Source organism: Streptomyces sp. NPDC093795 (assembly GCF_044764665.1).
In the GTDB taxonomy this organism is placed as follows: domain Bacteria; phylum Actinomycetota; class Actinomycetes; order Streptomycetales; family Streptomycetaceae; genus Streptomyces.
In genome coordinates this window covers 26244-41620 of the sequence record NZ_JBIWIO010000008.1, presented here as the reverse complement: position 1 = coordinate 41620, position 15377 = coordinate 26244, and the positions used below count along the sequence as shown (strand labels likewise).

Genomic DNA, 15377 nt, shown 5'->3' with positions numbered 1-15377 from the left:
GGCGAATCGAAGCTGCCCGCCGTCGGGCGGACACAGGCTTGCTGAACAGCTGCACGGCGAGGACGAGCTCCACGACGCGTCGGTCGTCCTGGCGGTGGGATACCGCCAGGACGACCGTCCGCGAGCTGCTCGACACGCACGTTCCCACGATCGACTCCGCCGTCGCTGAGTCTGTCGCCTGCGCAAAGGCTCTCGCCGACATCCGGAAGAAACCCAATGGGTGCAGGACCGTCTACGCGATCACCAAAAACCCATGGCGTCCCTGAGTCGGAAGCGAGCCGCCGCACCGGCCGACGAAGGCTACGAAGCCGTCGCCGGGCTTCTCTCGGCCAGCGGATCCGCCCGTCAACAAACCGGGAACGGTACTGGCCCGCCGCGCCGTACTGGACACCTCCCGCCTCATCGCCGTGGCCCAAAGCACGGTGAATAGGCTCATCCGAGAACTGGACGACGGGCTGGGCAGCATATCGGCACCCGATGAAGGCGCTTCGCCGATTCTCTCGAAAGCACCCGAGGCCGGACACTGGGTACCGACGGAAAGAGGCACTTACGGAAACCTGTCGCAGACCGACAGTAGTGCCGTCCGCAAACTGAAGCACTGGTACCAAGACCGCACTGCCAGATGTGCGACACCGTCCTGATCCTTCCCCCGCCTCGCCACTGCTCCAGCGAAGCTGCCCGTATCCGAGCGAGGGAGGACAGCGGACCCGATGTCGTCGAGAACCTGCTGTACCTCTGCCCGAACTGCCACGCGCGCTTTGACTCCGGGGAATCGGTCCTGACTGACGATCTCATGATCCTCGACATGGTGATGGGCAAACTCGGAGAGAAGATCACACTCCACCGGTGGCACTTCATCGAAACCCAGTACTTCCGCCAGCGCCGCCACCACTGGACCCCCAACGACCCGACACCGTCCGAAAGCGCACCGTCTGCGCCTGCAGAGCACTATGGCAGACGGGCGGTACCCGCCCCCGGGAAGAACGGGACAGGCAGCGCTCAGGTACGTGATACGCCCAGTCATAAAGTTTCACTGATTCGGTCGGCAAATCCGATGGCCCGCTCCACTGCCGTCGGGTCAAGCGTTCCCATATGTCTGTTCCTCGTCGTCCTCATCGGTCTCGAAGTCGAATGCGAGCTGCCCTGATCCGTCTCCGGCGATGGCTCCTGCGACCGGCCCCGCCGTCGGGTCCACCGACTCCTCCTCGTCGTGTGGCAGCGCGTACTCGTCCGCGAGCCGTGCGAGGTGGAGAGCTAGCGGCAGGCCGAGCACGTCCCGGTAGTCGTCCTTGCAGATGCGCTGTTGGTGGACGAACGCGGCCCATGCCTCGGGGTCGTCGCCGGGCTGAAGGCAGGCCAGGGTGAGCTCCAGTAGCTCGGGGTTCCACGCGTTCACCGTCGGCCGGTGGGCGCTCCGGCCGGCGGGGTTGACGTGAGGGGTCAGCTTCGCGTCGTCGTTCGTCAACTTCGTCTGCGTGCTCGCCTTGTCCGCCGTGCTGTAGAAGACGCGGCCGGGGGCTCCGGGCTCGTCGGGCACCCACAGTCCCATGCCGAAGCCGCCCCGCTGTTGCCCGGCCAGCTCTTCCTCGCGCTCCTCCCGTTCCGCCCACCACTGGGGCGTCTCGTCACGGCCGCTGTCAGCGACCCTGACGACCCGGAGGTGCTTGCCGTAGAGACCGATCCGCTGCGCGGGACCCCCGTCGAGGCCGATCCGATCCACCTCGAGCCCACCGTTGGTGAGCCACGGCCAGCGCTTGCGCACGTCCTGTGCGTGGGCCAGGACCAGGGTCGGCGTGCCGCGCAGGCTCGCCAGGGTCCTCCTGATGAAGGCCGCCGTGACTGCCGACTGCTGCGCCGAGGTCCTCAGGTCATTCCCCCGCACTCGTCCTGTCAGGGTCCGGAGCAGGTCCGGGTAGGGCATCCACTCCGAGGCGTCCGAGGTCCGTCCGAGGACACACGGTGCGTCCGGCCGGAGCAGCACGGCGATCGGGGTGAACTGTGCCCTGCCTGTGGGACCGTCGACCCGGCGCTCGACCAGATGGAAGGCCACCTGGTTCAGTCCGGAAGGGATGCGATCGCCGAGAGTGTGCTGGGGAACCAGGCGCATTCCGGTCTGACGGAGGCTGTCCGCCCAGGCCGCTTCGGCCCGCAGGGCGGCGTCCTTCTCGGCGTCAGCCTTGTCCATCGCGGTGTCCAGGGGGCGGATGAACTGGGTGACCAAGCCTGCGTCCGCGTACCCGAGCCGGATCGCGTACTTGGGGTCGGTGCGCCTCGCGGGACCCTGGAACGCTTCGCTTCCTTCCAGCTCGACAAGGGCGATCCGCGCCCCGGGCATCTGGGCCTTCAGACGGGTCATCGCCTCGGCGACGCGTCCGCGCCGCTCACGGATGGCCTGGTCGTGTTCCTGTCCCGCGCGCGGCGGCCGGTCCTCCGCTCCAAGAGGGGATCCCAGCTCACCGAGCGGGTGGGCGTGGAGCCGCACGGTGAGCTCCTCGGCCTCCCACACCCATGTCTCCGGCCCCTGTTCACGTCGAAACTCCGTGAGTCCGAGCGTGCTCTCGGCGGTGGCGGCGAGCCGGTCCCGCTGGTCGTCGGTCTGGTGGACCAGGAAGCCGACGAGGTCGGTGCCGTCCAGCGTCGCGGCGAGCGCCGCACGTCGCACCCGTGCGTTGTCCGCAGCGGTCCGTTCCGTCCGCTCCAGGAGGGCGGCGAGCTCTTCGGTGGTGGCGTTCTTGGGCATGGAAGGCCGCTTCGTGAGCTGCCTGACAGGCGGGCGACCGTACCGGCTGCGCTGGAGCTTCGGGGCGGGGACGAACTCGGGGGCCAGCGCCTGCTCGGCCCACTCGATGAGACGGCGGCGTTCGCTGGGCATCAGTCCGGTCCCGATGGGGTGCCTGCCCATGGCGGCCTGGTGACCAACCGCCAGCCTGATGCCGTCCTTTCCGTCCCCGATCCAGTGGTCGGCCTCCTTGACCAGTCGATCCACCGACGGGAGACCGTCGAGCGCGGCGACGGCGGCGAGCATGCCGCTGGGGCCGCCCTGCCTCCAATCCGTGGTGCCGTTGCGCCACTGCAGCATGGCAACCGAGAGTCGCCGGGACACCGGTGCGTCCGGCACGAGCGAGATCTCTGGCAGTAGGTAGACCGAGACACCCTTGCGGAAGGGCATCCAGACCTTTCCGGTGACGAACCGGCGGATTCCCGCGCTGAGGTGAATCCGAGGAACCGGTGAGAACGGGACGGTGCGCACGCCGACGCGGAGGGTGGCCGCGTAGTACGACGGCTTGCGCTCGCTGCTCCTACCCGTGGGCCGGTATTCGATCGGCGGCCACGACATCAGTTCCGCGCTGCTGCTCCCGGCGTCGTACCCGCCGCCAGCGCCGGCGACCTGGTGGAAGGTGAGTTGCTGGCCTCCGTGCTCGTAGGCACCCTGACGTGCGATGCGTGCGGCCAGTTCGTCGGGGAGCAGTCGGTACACCAGACGGGTGGGCTTGGCTGTGCCACCGGGAGAAGGCTGTTGTTCGAGCAGGTCGATGGTGTCTGCGCGCCAGGTCAGGCTTCCGGTGTCCAGCTCGCGGAAGCACTCCGCGAGCAGACGCCGTGCGTCCGGAGCATCGGGATGGCGGGGGAGGTTCCTGAGCCAGGTGGCGGCGTAGAGGTTCGTCACCGGGGCGGGAAACGGCTCGGCGCAGTAGAGCCAGGGGGAATCCGTTCCGAAGGTGGCGTTGGACGCCACGGTGACGACGTCCGGGGCGGTGGTGCGGATCAGCTGGTTGATCTCCCGGGTGGGGATGCGACGTGGGCCGTGCCATCGGCCTTCCGGCCGGTCATGGTCACGCAGCCGGCCGAGCGGCTCCTCCCAGTGAGCGGGCAGCGAGAGGGTGTGCCGTAGGACGGGGAAAGGCCCCTGTGCCGGGTCAGGCATGTACGAGGCGGTCCGTACGTGCTGGTACGCCATCTTGTGAGTCTCCTCAGATCGGAGGCAGGTGTGGGGTGCGGACGGGCGGCCGCGGTCTCAGCCCATGTCGACGAGGGCGCGATAGAGCGGCTCGTACAGTTCGTGGACGAGTGACTTGTCGATCGGAGAGGGTTCCGGCGGGGCTTCGGCACCTTGAGCGACGACGTCGGGCTCGTCGAAGTAGGGGGCCAGCACGGCGCGCATGCTCGCCAGCAGGCTGGTGTCCGGGGTGTCGACAGCCTCGAATCCCGCCTCGCGGGGTGAGAAGGCGGCGTCCACGAAGGCCACCCTGGCGGGCACACCACCGCGTACGAGGCGGCCGATCACCTGCCACATCACGACCAGCTGGTCCCAGGTGAAGGCGACCTTCTCGTCGTCCCGGAGGCTGGACCAGGCCATTCGGCGGGTGAGGTACCGGTTCCACTGGCGGCGTGCGCGACTGCGGAACCCGATGGCGGCCTGGTGCGGCGTGGCAGCCGCGAGCGTCGCCTGTGTGAAGACCCTTCCGGTGTCGCGGAGCTGGCGTACCGCCCAGTCGTTGATCGACTGGATGGCGAGGGCGATGTCGTCGGGTCGCGGGTGGGGCCGGGCGAGGAAGTAGACGCTGCCGATCGCCGCCTTGCCCGTGCTCAGCACGATGTTGTGCCCTCGTTCCACTGCGAGCAGTGGCGCGACCAGGAGTTCGCCGCCGGTCTTCGCGAAGGAATGCACGTCGCCTCGGGTGAGGGTGTGCACCGCGGGGTCCTCCGGCATCCGGGCCCAGGCGGTGTCGGCGTCCGCGTCGTCCGAGACGAGCTGGACGACACGGCCGTTCCACTCGGGAATTCCGTTGAGGTACTCGGCCGCGCGCCGCGCCTCGTCGTAGCTGCCGACGAGGAGCAGGATGCGGCGTCGATCCTGGTCGGGGATCTCGTCCAGCTCGGTGTCGAGCATGCTCGATGCGCCGGGCAGGCTGCGGTCAGGGACCGCGAGCTGCCGGAGCATCTCGACGAGCGCCTGGGGCCGCTCCTTCGGAGGGCAGCCCGACAGCCGCAAGGGCCGCGGTCCTTCGCTGCCCGGCCAGTGGAGGAACTCCTTGCGGAACTCGGTGCCGAGGACCGCCTCGACCTCCTCGTCCCGCGGGCGAAGCACGGCTCCTACGTCGGCGTGCAGGTGGTACCGGCTGGAGGTGCCGGCCCAGCTGGTCGCGGACATGAGCAGGACGTGGGGGGCGGGTCGGCCGTCCACCCGGCACAGGTCGCCCATTCGCATGAGGAGTTCGCGCCCCACGCCGTTGCAGTGGAAGAAGCGCAGCTCACCGCTGCGGTCACCGTCGCGCTCCGAGTCCGTGAGGCGGAACTGGAAGCCGAGGACGTTGCCCATCGGTGATTCGGGGATGACCGCCTCGTAGTCCTTCGGAGGTCTGCGGGAGAGGACGTTCGACGCGTTCTCCAGGTGGAGTGCGGCCTCGACGCGCGGCCACAGGATGGTCATGAAGTCGAGTCGGCTGTGGAGCGCGGCGAGGAGCAGGGTGAACTCGAAGCGTCGGGCCTGTACGTCGATCCGGTCCAGGGCTCCGGAGTCGTGGCCCACGACAGCAGTGAGGGTGGATCGGAGCCGTTCCCGGGTGCGGGCGCCCTGGGGGGCGTGGAGCAGTTCAAGGGTCAGGTGGACGAAGGTGTTGACCAGGGGGGTCACCTGGTCGCCGTCACCCGTGCTCTCGTGTTCGTGCAGGGGGTCGTCCCGGAAGCGCAGCAGCGCCTCGTCCAGCAGCCGCGCTGCGGGCGGTGGTTGGTCGCCCGCTTCCCGTCCGGGGAACCAGCTGTCGATCAGCAGGGTGTGCAGGGTGAACGCGCTGAAGTAGTCGACGCTGATCCACTGCCTCAGCTCCCCGTCCTTTACCAGGAGCGAATAGAGCCGGTCGGTGGCGGCACTCACGGTGTTGACGGCGTTCGTCCAGTCGTCGACGTCGCGTTCGGACAGCTGGAGTCGCCCGTCTCGCGCCATCTGCTGGAACTTGTGGACGGCGACCTCGTCGAACCATGAGTTCGGGTAGGTGCCGACGAGGGTGCTGGCCGGGGCGAACACGGTGTCGAGCTGCATCTGCACGCGGTCCGCCTCATCGACGATGATCACGTCGCTGAGTCGGCAGGCAAGTTCCAGGTAACGGATCTGCTCGTCGTGCTGGTGCTGGGGCACGGAACTGTGCACCAGCCCGGCGGGGGTCGCAACCCAGACGCGGGCGTCGACGAGGTCCCGGGCGCCGCGATGTCTCGGGCAGCGGTTCCACAGCGGGCACAGCCTTCGTTGAGGCTTGGGGCGCGGCCTTCGGCCGGCCGGGTTCTCCGCTTCGACCAGTGGATCGTCGGGGGTCTCTTCCTGGTCCACGGCGGGGTACAGCCCGAGGCACGGGGCTTCCCTGATGCCGAGGGGCCTGCGTGCCTCCATGCCGCGCAGGACGTCCACGGGGCAGGCGCTGCTCAGGTACGCGAAGCCGGGGTGGTCGTGTCCCAGCATGGTGTCGGCGCCCGCCACCGCAGTGCGGCGGTGCAGGCGTCCGATGTTCCGCTCTCGCGTGGAGTGGCCGAGGATGGGGGCCGCCGCCACTCCCAGCCGCTTGAACAGCTCCACGACGGCAAGGGTTTCGGCGACGTCGCCGACCACCAGGGTGACACGGCGTGACGTCCGGGTGACCAGGTGGTAGGTGAGGATGTCGCGGAGGGTCGACTTGCCCGCACCGACCATGCCGACCATGTGGAGCAGCTGGTCGATCCTGAGGCGCTTGCCCCGGGTGAACCGGCCGAGGGCCTCGTCCCGGACGAGTAACCGGACACGGCTCAGTCGACCGCTCCATCCGCTTCGGGAGCCGCCGAGGGCCTCCTCCTTCGCGTCCATCGCTGCGGCCGCCGTCTCGAGTTCTTCCCAGGTCACGTCTACGGGTTCCCCGCGCCCGGCGGGCGCCGCGTCGAGGGCGTACGACCTGGGCACGGCGCCGAACAGCAGGTCGTCGGTGATCTCGACCGAGTGGAGCCGGTCCTGGGCCCGGAAGGTGTGCTCGCCCGATCCAGCGAGCGGAACATGGCGGGTCGCGAACTCGGGTCCTGTGGTGAGCAGCTCTTCGAACACCTCGAAACGGCGCGCTGCCCGGGCGGGTGCGCGTCGACGCGGGACCGCGTCGACGCTTTCGAGGTCGTATCCGCGCAGCTGCTGCGGCACGCGTAGGTACGCCTCCAGCGCCTCAGACCAAGCGTGTCCGCGTCTGAGGACCCACAGGCGGTGGCGGGCGCGCAGGATGCGCAGCCGCTGTTCGTCGGAGCGGACGTCCCCGAGCGCTTCGCTGTGGGGGTATCCGCCGAGCAGGGGCCACACGTCGAGCGCGGCGCGCGTGGGCGCCACGCTCTGCAGCAGGTAGAGGCCGAGTTCGACGTCGAGGAGATCGGCGGCCCGGAACGCACCGAGGTCGTCCGGCCACACGTCGGCGAGCTGGCGGGAGCAACGACGGTGCCAGCCGCTGCGATCACGCATGGTGGTCTCCTTGGGGGCGGGGGAATCCGGCTTCCGTCCGGTCCGCGATCTGTTCGGCCACGAGACGCAGGAAGGTCCGGTCGTCGAGCAGGGTGATGCTCCCTGCCAGATCTTCGGGAAGGCTTCGGCGGAACTGTCGTCCGTACGCCTCGTTCTCCCGGAATCGATAGCGGGGCACGACCAGGAAGGCCCGGTCGAAGGGCGGATCGGCCCGGAAGCGGGTGAGTGTGCGGGCGAGCAGGACCGGGTTCACCCGGTCCTTGACGTCCACGGCCCAGTACCGGCCACCCGGCAGCGGGACGCGCAAGTCGTACGCGTCGAACTGGGGCCACATCTCGGCGTCGATGCCGAAGCGTCTCTTGAGGGTTGCCCCGATGTCGTTCTCTGCCAGGCCCGGACTGGTGACGAACATCCGCAGGGGGCGGCTGAGCTGGTGGAGCCCGCTGCGGTCGGGGCGTACCGGAACCGGGACGGCGGCGGTGGCGTCACGGCGGCAGCGATCCAGCTCGCAGCGGTGGCCTCCGCCGGGCAGGGGCACCATCAGGCAGCGGCAGCGTCCGCACTGCTGGTACCCGCCGTCGCGTCGATAGGTCGCGGGGACGGGTTCGTAGCACTGTCTGATGACGTGGTGGAGCAGGAGTCCGCACTCCGGGTCCCCACCGAGCAGGGCGAGCTCTGCGCCGGTGAGTACGGGCCGGGTGGTCAGCAGGGACCGGAAGGCGGTGTACGCCGCAGGATCGCCCGCTGCCCGGCATACGGTGAGTGCCTCCAGCATGCGCTGGTTCTCGAAGATCTCTGCGGCGGGGTCCGCCGCATCCACCTCCCACTCGAGGCAGAGCTGGTGCGGCAGTCTCGTCTGGGGATCCACGAGCGTGCCGGCGGCCCCACGGGCTTCGGGAGACAGGTCCAGCGGCCAGCACGTCAGCGGTCGTTCGCAGGCCCAGCGCACCATCTCGGGAATGCTGCCCGGCGGTTCGACTCCCTGTCGCAGGCAGTGCAGGACGAGTCGGTTGTAGGCGTTCTGGACCTGGGCCGGATAGATCGGATGGGGCACGCCGCGCTGCCGGGACAGACGAACCAGCGCACTGGCGATCTCCCGGAGCAGGGGTTCGTCCGAGCCCGCGGACGGTCGGGAGACCAGGCCGGATCGGGCTGCCCCGGAGTTCGGTGGGGTCTGGGTGATCATGCCTTCTCCTCCGCGTCGGCAGGGGCTTGGGCGCTCGGGCACCACCGGGAGACCGGGCACTGGTGGCAGTGCCCGCCCGGCCGTGCCTCCCACGCACGGTCCTCGCGCCAGGGGCCGGCGTACCGCCGGAGCACCGCCCGCGCCTTGGCCAGGCGCTCCGCGTCCATCGGGTCGATGACGTGGGGGTCGGATCCATCGGGGCGGAGGACCTCCAGCTCCACCCTCGATCCGGAGGGGTCGCCGCCCAACTCCCCCTGGGCAAGCAGGACGACGGCCAGGGCGAGCTGCGGATATGCGTCCAGCGGATCCTTGCCGAGGCGAGCCGGGGTGCGGGTGGTCTTGAGCTCCCGCCACACCCAGGAACCGTCCTCCCTGTAGAGCAGGTCGGGTTTGGCCACGACCAGGGCCTGGGCCGCCGTGTCGTGAAACACCCGGGTCGGTTCGCATTCGACCCGCTCGATGGCCCCGGGGAACTGGAAGGGGCACGAGTCCACATGCTGCAGGAGCATGGCGCGGCCCGTTTCCGCTTCCTCGTCCGGAACCCTCCACCGACCGGCGGTCCAGTTCTCCCCCTGCGGGGGCATGTCGTCGCGCGTGCAGGGAACCGGGCCGGTGCGGCGGTGGAGCGCCTCGACCCAACCGTGTACGGCCTGGCCGAGCTTGGCCGCGTCGCTGTACTCGCCGGTTTTCGGCAGGTGCAGGGAGCGCAGCAGGGACTGCGCCGGGCAGGCGGCGTGGTACCTGAGGTCGCTGATGGACACCTTCCGCAGCGGTAACCGGCGGGAGGGCAGCGCCAGTACCCCCGGAGACCGGGACACCGCCCCGCACCCGGTGAACTGCTTGCAGTCGAAGCAGGCAGACCCGGGGCGTTCCGGACCGCCCCTGACCACATTCCTCACGTGGGGGTCGCCGTGGGCCTCGTAGTACGCCTTGGCCTCCTCAGCCGTTCCGTCGAACTGAACGTTCCGCGATCCGTCGCCCAGGCCGATCTCGATGATCCTGACCCTCGCGACGGGCCCGGGAGAGCCGTGGATCACGAACTCCTGGTTCCAGCGGCGCGGCCACGCCGCGTCGGCTCCGAACGCCGCGGTGTACGCGGCGACCGCGATCTCACCCCGGCTCGACGCACGGGCATCCCCGTGTCTGAGCCGCCGGTACTCGCGCACCTTGCCGTCGGCCGACTGGTAGCGGCGCCACCATGCGTAGAGCTCCCAGCGCCGGCCGTTGTCCTTGCGCACCGCCCAGTACGGCCGGACGGGCACGAAGGCGTCCGGCCCCTGGCTCGTGTACTGCCTCACCGCGTGCTCCACGTAGGTCCGGTGCCCCTCGTGCAGAGCAGGCCGGTGGCCGGACAGGGCTCCGAGCGCCTCGTCCACCGTGGCGCCGCCGAACTCGATCTGGTCCAGCGCCGCGCACACGGGACCGAGCGTGAAGGTCTCGTGCTCCTCCCGGGGAAGCTGCGACGGCACCCGCGCCCGGAGGCCCGGCCGGGCCTTCGCCGCGTCGCGGGCCGGGCAGACGTGCGGCTCGTCCGTTCCCCCTCCCGTGCCCGGCCCGATCCGGACCGGCCCCTCGTCCCCCGTCATCCACTGCGGCACACGCCACGGCACGTCGTACGTCATGTCGTTCCCCCTCCCGGCCGAAGCACGGAGTCAGGCCGGCCGTCGTGAACCCCGAGGCCGTGCCGCCGAGCGTAGCGCACAACTTTGGAACTCTTTGGAGAACCTTGGAAATCAAAGGGACCGGCGGTAGAGTGCGCACATGACCGCATCGCTGGAGGAGCTCGAGGAACGCCTGTCGCGCCTGCGCGCCCTCCTGCGAGAGGCTCGACGCGCCCGCGACAACGAGGCCGCCGTTCGCATCCGCGCCGAACTGCGCGAGGCGGAGGCCGCATGGGAGCAAGCCCTCGACGCCGAGGAGACAGATGGGGCCGCGCCACCTGCCGCGACCCCGTCCTCAACCGCCGGAACCCCGGCACCTGCCACCGCCACCGGGACCACATCCTCGTTCCGGCTCCAGGCCCACGGGAAGCAGCCCACCCACGGCGCCGTCCCGGTCCGCGAGCAGGTGCACCAGGCGCTCACCCTGCTCGGCGCTCCCGCGTCGCCCAAGCTGATCTCATCCGTATACCAGGCCTTCTTCACCGAGCCGCTGGTCGCGACGAAACTCGCCTCGCTCCGTCGCGACGAGGAGAGGTCCTTCACCGCACAGGGCTACGCCCGCCCCTACTACATCTGTGCCGCCCTCACCCACGACCGGCTCACACCCGCCCGCGGTCTCCTCGCCGTATCCGTCTGGCCCCTGAAGCAGCGCATCGTCGGCCCGCTGAGCCCGCGTGCCGACTTCCTCGTCCACGCCATCGGCACCGCCGAGCAGATCCTGCGACTCGACGTCTCCGGACACGCACCCTCCGGCGCGGCCCGCCAACTGCTGCGCCGTTTCGCGCTCAACATCCCCGGTGCGTACGACGACGAGGAAATCGACCCCGAACGCGTGATCTCCGCAGCACGCACGGAGGCCGCAGTGCACCAGGAGGCGGATTACTCCCTGCGTCGCACGGCCGCCGACCGCGCACGCGGCCAACTCACAGAAGTACAGCAGCTCTTCGGGGCCCCGCCCCTGCACGATGCCCTGCGTGGTTCAGCCGGCTTCACCATCTGACCGACTACCGGATTCCTCCGGTGCCGCCACAGAATTCCGCGTAAGAAGAGAAGATGCCTCCGCAGCACCCCTCTGCCCCCTCTCCGGGAAGGCTCGCCGTCCTGCGCGGACCGCGACCCCCGCAGGAGTACACGGCACGCAAGATCACCGCTCTCACGGCCAACCCGGCCTGCTCCCGCCGCGCCGTACTCGACGCAGCGGGCGTGGACAAGGCGTTGCTCGCCCAACGCCTGGGCCATGAGCCGCGTTTCGGCCAGTCCCCCTTCGCGATCCGGCGCGAGCAGAGCTTCGAGGCCCTGGTCAAATGGGGCGGCTACGCGGAGCTCATCCGCCTGCTTCGGGAGCAACTCGACGTCCCCGTCGAGGAAGCCGCGGTAGCCGATCTGACCGAGGTGGGCGGCGACGCTTCGCTCGCGGTGCGGGCGGGCGAGAGTCGGCGGCTTCTGAACCGCCTGGCGGCCGGCGCCGACGAGCGTCTGATCCTGGACCGCCCCGTCCTGACCCTGGAGGTCGCCGGTCAGACCGCCCACGTGATACCGCAAGCCCTCAGCCACCGCACCGGCGGACAGTTCTACGTGGTGGAGATCCGCTCCTTCCCGGCCATCGACGGCCAGGCGAACCCCTCGGCGGTTGCCCAGACCACGAAACAGGCCGCAGTCAGCGTCCTCGCCCTGCGGCAGACCTTCACCGAACTCGGCCTCGATCCCAAGGCGATCGCCCACAGGTTCCTTCTCATCTGCCCTAAGGACTTCTCCAACCGGCCCTACGGAAAGCTGATCGACCTCCGCCAGGAACTCGACGCCCTGCGGTTCCAGTTATCGCGTCTGCGCCGGGCCGAAGACCTGACCCACGCCCTCTCTCCCGACGCGACGCTCGACACCGAACGGCCGAAGGCCGAGATCGACGCCACGATGCGGGAGCTGGACGCCAGCTTCACCCCCGACTGCCTCTCGTTCTGCGAGATGTCCCGCTACTGCCGGGACGAGGCCACTGACTGCGCCTCCCCGGCCCGGCTGGGTGGAGTGGTACGCAACAGTCTTCCCGGCATCGACTCCACCCGGACCGCCCTCCGCCACCTCGACGGCACCAGCGCCCCGGGCCCCGCCGAGGAAGCGGTCATCATCCGGCTGCGGGCCGCCGAACGACTCCGTCGACTGCGTGGAGGTGCGACCGCGTGAGCGTCATCGCCACGGTGGCCGCCCTGCGGGCATCCACGTCGGAATACGCCGAGCGGCTGACGACCGTGCGCCACGAGCATGTGGACGACACCCCGTTCGTCCTCGTCCCGCTCACCCTCGCCGGCGAGGCCTGCGCGCCACTCGCCGCTCTCGCCGGGACGGATCCCGACCACCCGGCGCTTCTGACGGTTCGCCGCCCCCACGACCGAACCGAGCGCTTCGGCTTCGTCGAGAGCCTCGCGGACCTCCTCCTGCCCTACTTCGAGGAATGCCGCGCCGCGCCGAAAGAGCCGTACACGGTCGGGCGCGGCAAGGACAAGGAGGAGCGGGAGCGACCCCTGCGCGCACCCCAGCTCCTCGTCCCGAACGCCGGGGGGATCACGTACGTCCGGCTGCTGGGCCGTCTGACCCGGCTGCGCGCGACGGATGGTCCGCATGCCGTCTCCCCATCCGTACCCCTGCTCGGAAAGTGGCTGACCTGGTTCGCCGACCGGGCCGAGTTCCCGGATTCTGCCCTGCTCCAGGCCATGACGCGGACCCTCTCCGCCCACTGGGCCACTGGGCAGAGCCCCACCGAGAACGCGAACCTGGCGTCCCTGCTCGGCTGGATCGATCCCCCCTCCGGACGCACCGGGGCCGAGACCGCCCGGGAGCGCGAAGACCCCGCGGCGTGGCCGCCCGCCGGGCCGGCGACCGATCCGGTCTTCGACCGCACGCTCGACGAACTGATCACGAAGTACGACGGCGCAACCGGAGAGCGGGCGCGGGACGCCGCCGCTCGCACCATCGACCGCGAGCTGCACGCCCAGATGCTGCCGACCTGGCAGCTGATGTGGCACGGCGTCCGCCTGTTGCGCGAGCTTCCCGCAGGAGACCACGTCGCCGAACGGCGGGCATATGACCGGCGTCTGTTCGGCGAGTACGCGACCTACCTGGACGACGACGGGCGCCCACAGGCCCGCCGCGATCACGCGGTGGGGGCGGCCCGCCGCCTCGCCCGTATGGAGGAGGCCCAGGAGCGGTACGACGCCGAGCGCGCGTATGACGATCCGCTGGTGATGGCGGAGTACGAACTGACGGGCGAGGCGTTCACGGGCGTGGTCACGGCCCGGGAGGAAGAGCGCACCATCCCCGGGGCGCGGCCCGGGTCCCCTCTGTGGCGCCCGACGATCACCGTGCACTGCGAAATTCCCGTGTCCATGGCGGTGGGGACGGCGGTCAAGTCTCCGGCAAGACCGAGGCAGAAGGCCGAGATCCTAGACGTCGCCCCCGACGGAGCCGGGTCCGCCGTGCTGATCCAGCTGAACGGTGGCTTCGGCAACAAGCGCAAGCCGCCCGCGCCTGAGGGGACCATGGCCGACCTCGGCGAGACGGTCACCTTCACGTCGATCGATGCCAAGAACATGCCGTCCTCGCTCCCGGCCGAGGAGGACACCCCCTGGACCCACGGCGGTCCGCCACAGCCGTACGAACCCACCGACGAGGACGCGGAAGAGGTCTGGGAATGACAGCCACTCCAGAACCCGATAGCGGCACGTCACCCGGCGCCCTCGCCGACCGGGCGGTCGCAGACGTGCTGTCCGGCCTGGACTCGGCCACCGGACGCGGCATCGTGGTCGACTCTCCACCGGGCGCGGGAAAGTCCACGCTGGTCAAGCGCGCCACCGGCCACCTGACATCGGCCGGCCATCAGGTGATGATCGTCGCGCAGACCAACGAACAGGTCGACGACCTGGTCGACAACATCGCCCGGGAATACCCGGACCTCCCCGTCGGCCGCCTCCACAAGAAGTACTTCGTCCTGCCCGAACGGGTGCGCCGGCACGCCAACGTGCGGGGCAGCAACGAGGCACCCGCCCTCCGCGAGCTGCCGGTCGTCGTCTCCACTGCCAAGAAGTGGTCACACGTCCCCCGCGAGAAGTGCGCGCCATGGCGCTGGGCCATCGTGGACGAGGCCTACCAGATGCGGTCGGACGCGCTGCTGGCGACGGCACCGCTGTTCTCCGAGAAGGACTCACAAGTCCTCTTCGTCGGCGATCCCGGGCAGCTGGACCCCTTCGCCACAGTGGACACCGACCGCTGGCAGGGACTGACCTGGGACCCGCTGCGCAACGCCGTCGACGTGGCGCTGGCGCACAACTCCGACCTACTGCGACACGAGCTCCCGGTCTCCTGGCGGCTGCCGGAGATGGCAGCCCCTCTCGTGCAGAAGGCGTTCTATCCCTTCTACTCCTTCACCTCCGGTACCAAGGCGGCTGACCGCGTCCTCACCTACGACACCGCACCTCACCGTGCAACACCGTCGGACGCCGTCCTCGCCTGCGCGGCCGGGTCGGGCTGGGGTCTGCTGGAGCTTCCCGCTCGGCACACTCTCGACGATGACCCCGAGGTGGCCGAAGCACTGGCAGAAACGGCGGCCCGGTTGCTGGAGCGAGGGGCGCTGGTGAACGGAGAGCCGCTCATCCAGTCCCGCATCGCGATCGGAGCCGCCCGTACGATCCAGGCGGACTCGGTACGGTCGCGACTGGAGAAGCGGGGTCTCACGGGCATCACCGTGGACACCGCCAACCGTCTCCAGGGCCGCGAGTTCGACGTCACACTGGTCTGGCACCCGCTCTCCGGCCGTCAGGATGCCTCCGCCTTCCATCTGGAGACGGGTCGCCTGTGCGTCCTGCTCTCCCGCCACCGCTTCGCCTGCATCGTCGTGGCCCGCGTCGGCATCACCGACCTCCTGGACCGGCATCCCCGCAGCAGCCCGGTCTACCTCGACGTACCACCGAAGTTCCCGGACGGGTGGCGGGCGCACCAAGTGGTCATGGACTACTTGGAGAAACAAGCTCGTCCATAGCTGTAGGCCGCCCTTCAGCTCGCCCTGCACGTAGGGCGCAAC

Annotated in this window: 9 protein-coding genes; 5 read left to right on the top strand and 4 right to left on the bottom strand. The window is 69.8% G+C overall.

Annotated features, from left to right (window positions below; translation table 11 throughout):
• The first annotated feature begins 622 nt into the window (after positions 1 to 622).
• Positions 623 to 1147: an HNH endonuclease gene (locus tag ACIRB7_RS21985; RefSeq protein WP_403601168.1), complete on the top strand. Its 525-nt coding sequence runs from the start codon at positions 623 to 625 to the stop codon at positions 1145 to 1147.
• Here ACIRB7_RS21985 and ACIRB7_RS21980 read toward each other — a convergent pair.
• Genes ACIRB7_RS21980 through ACIRB7_RS21965 form a run of 4 tightly spaced genes read right to left on the bottom strand, consistent with a single transcriptional unit; the run spans position 1079 to position 10270 of the window.
• Complete coding sequence (locus ACIRB7_RS21980) at positions 1079 to 3958, bottom strand: pPIWI_RE module domain-containing protein (RefSeq protein WP_403601165.1); 2880 nt, start codon at positions 3956 to 3958, stop codon at positions 1079 to 1081. The two genes, ACIRB7_RS21985 and ACIRB7_RS21980, sit on opposite strands and share 69 nt — an antisense overlap.
• A gap of 57 nt (positions 3959 to 4015) precedes the next feature.
• A complete protein-coding gene (locus tag ACIRB7_RS21975; RefSeq protein ID WP_403601162.1) occupies positions 4016 to 7462 on the bottom strand; it encodes a signal recognition particle in 3447 nt (1148 codons plus the stop codon).
• Complete coding sequence (locus ACIRB7_RS21970) at positions 7455 to 8648, bottom strand: hypothetical protein (RefSeq protein ID WP_391955281.1); 1194 nt, start codon at positions 8646 to 8648, stop codon at positions 7455 to 7457. Before ACIRB7_RS21970 ends, ACIRB7_RS21975 begins: the two co-directional genes overlap by 8 nt.
• Complete coding sequence (locus tag ACIRB7_RS21965; RefSeq protein WP_403601159.1) at positions 8645 to 10270, bottom strand: PD-(D/E)XK nuclease family protein; 1626 nt, start codon at positions 10268 to 10270, stop codon at positions 8645 to 8647. Before ACIRB7_RS21965 ends, ACIRB7_RS21970 begins: the two co-directional genes overlap by 4 nt.
• A gap of 139 nt (positions 10271 to 10409) precedes the next feature.
• On the opposite strand from ACIRB7_RS21965, the gene ACIRB7_RS21960 reads away from it, so the two are divergent.
• The 4 genes from ACIRB7_RS21960 to ACIRB7_RS21945 are packed head-to-tail and all read left to right on the top strand — an operon-like array spanning position 10410 to position 15335.
• Positions 10410 to 11309, top strand: coding sequence for a hypothetical protein (locus ACIRB7_RS21960; protein WP_403601157.1), 900 nt, complete (start codon positions 10410 to 10412; stop codon positions 11307 to 11309).
• A 53-nt stretch (positions 11310 to 11362) separates the two neighbouring features.
• Positions 11363 to 12487, top strand: a complete 1125-nt coding sequence (locus ACIRB7_RS21955) for a hypothetical protein (RefSeq protein WP_403601154.1) — start codon at positions 11363 to 11365, stop codon at positions 12485 to 12487.
• On the top strand, positions 12484 to 13995 hold the full coding sequence (locus tag ACIRB7_RS21950) for a hypothetical protein (protein WP_403601151.1): 1512 nt from the start codon (positions 12484 to 12486) through the stop codon (positions 13993 to 13995). The genes ACIRB7_RS21955 and ACIRB7_RS21950 overlap by 4 nt, the downstream gene beginning before the upstream one ends.
• On the top strand, positions 13992 to 15335 hold the full coding sequence (locus ACIRB7_RS21945; RefSeq protein WP_403601149.1) for an AAA family ATPase: 1344 nt from the start codon (positions 13992 to 13994) through the stop codon (positions 15333 to 15335). The genes ACIRB7_RS21950 and ACIRB7_RS21945 overlap by 4 nt, the downstream gene beginning before the upstream one ends.
• Positions 15336 to 15377: the final 42 nt, after the last annotated feature.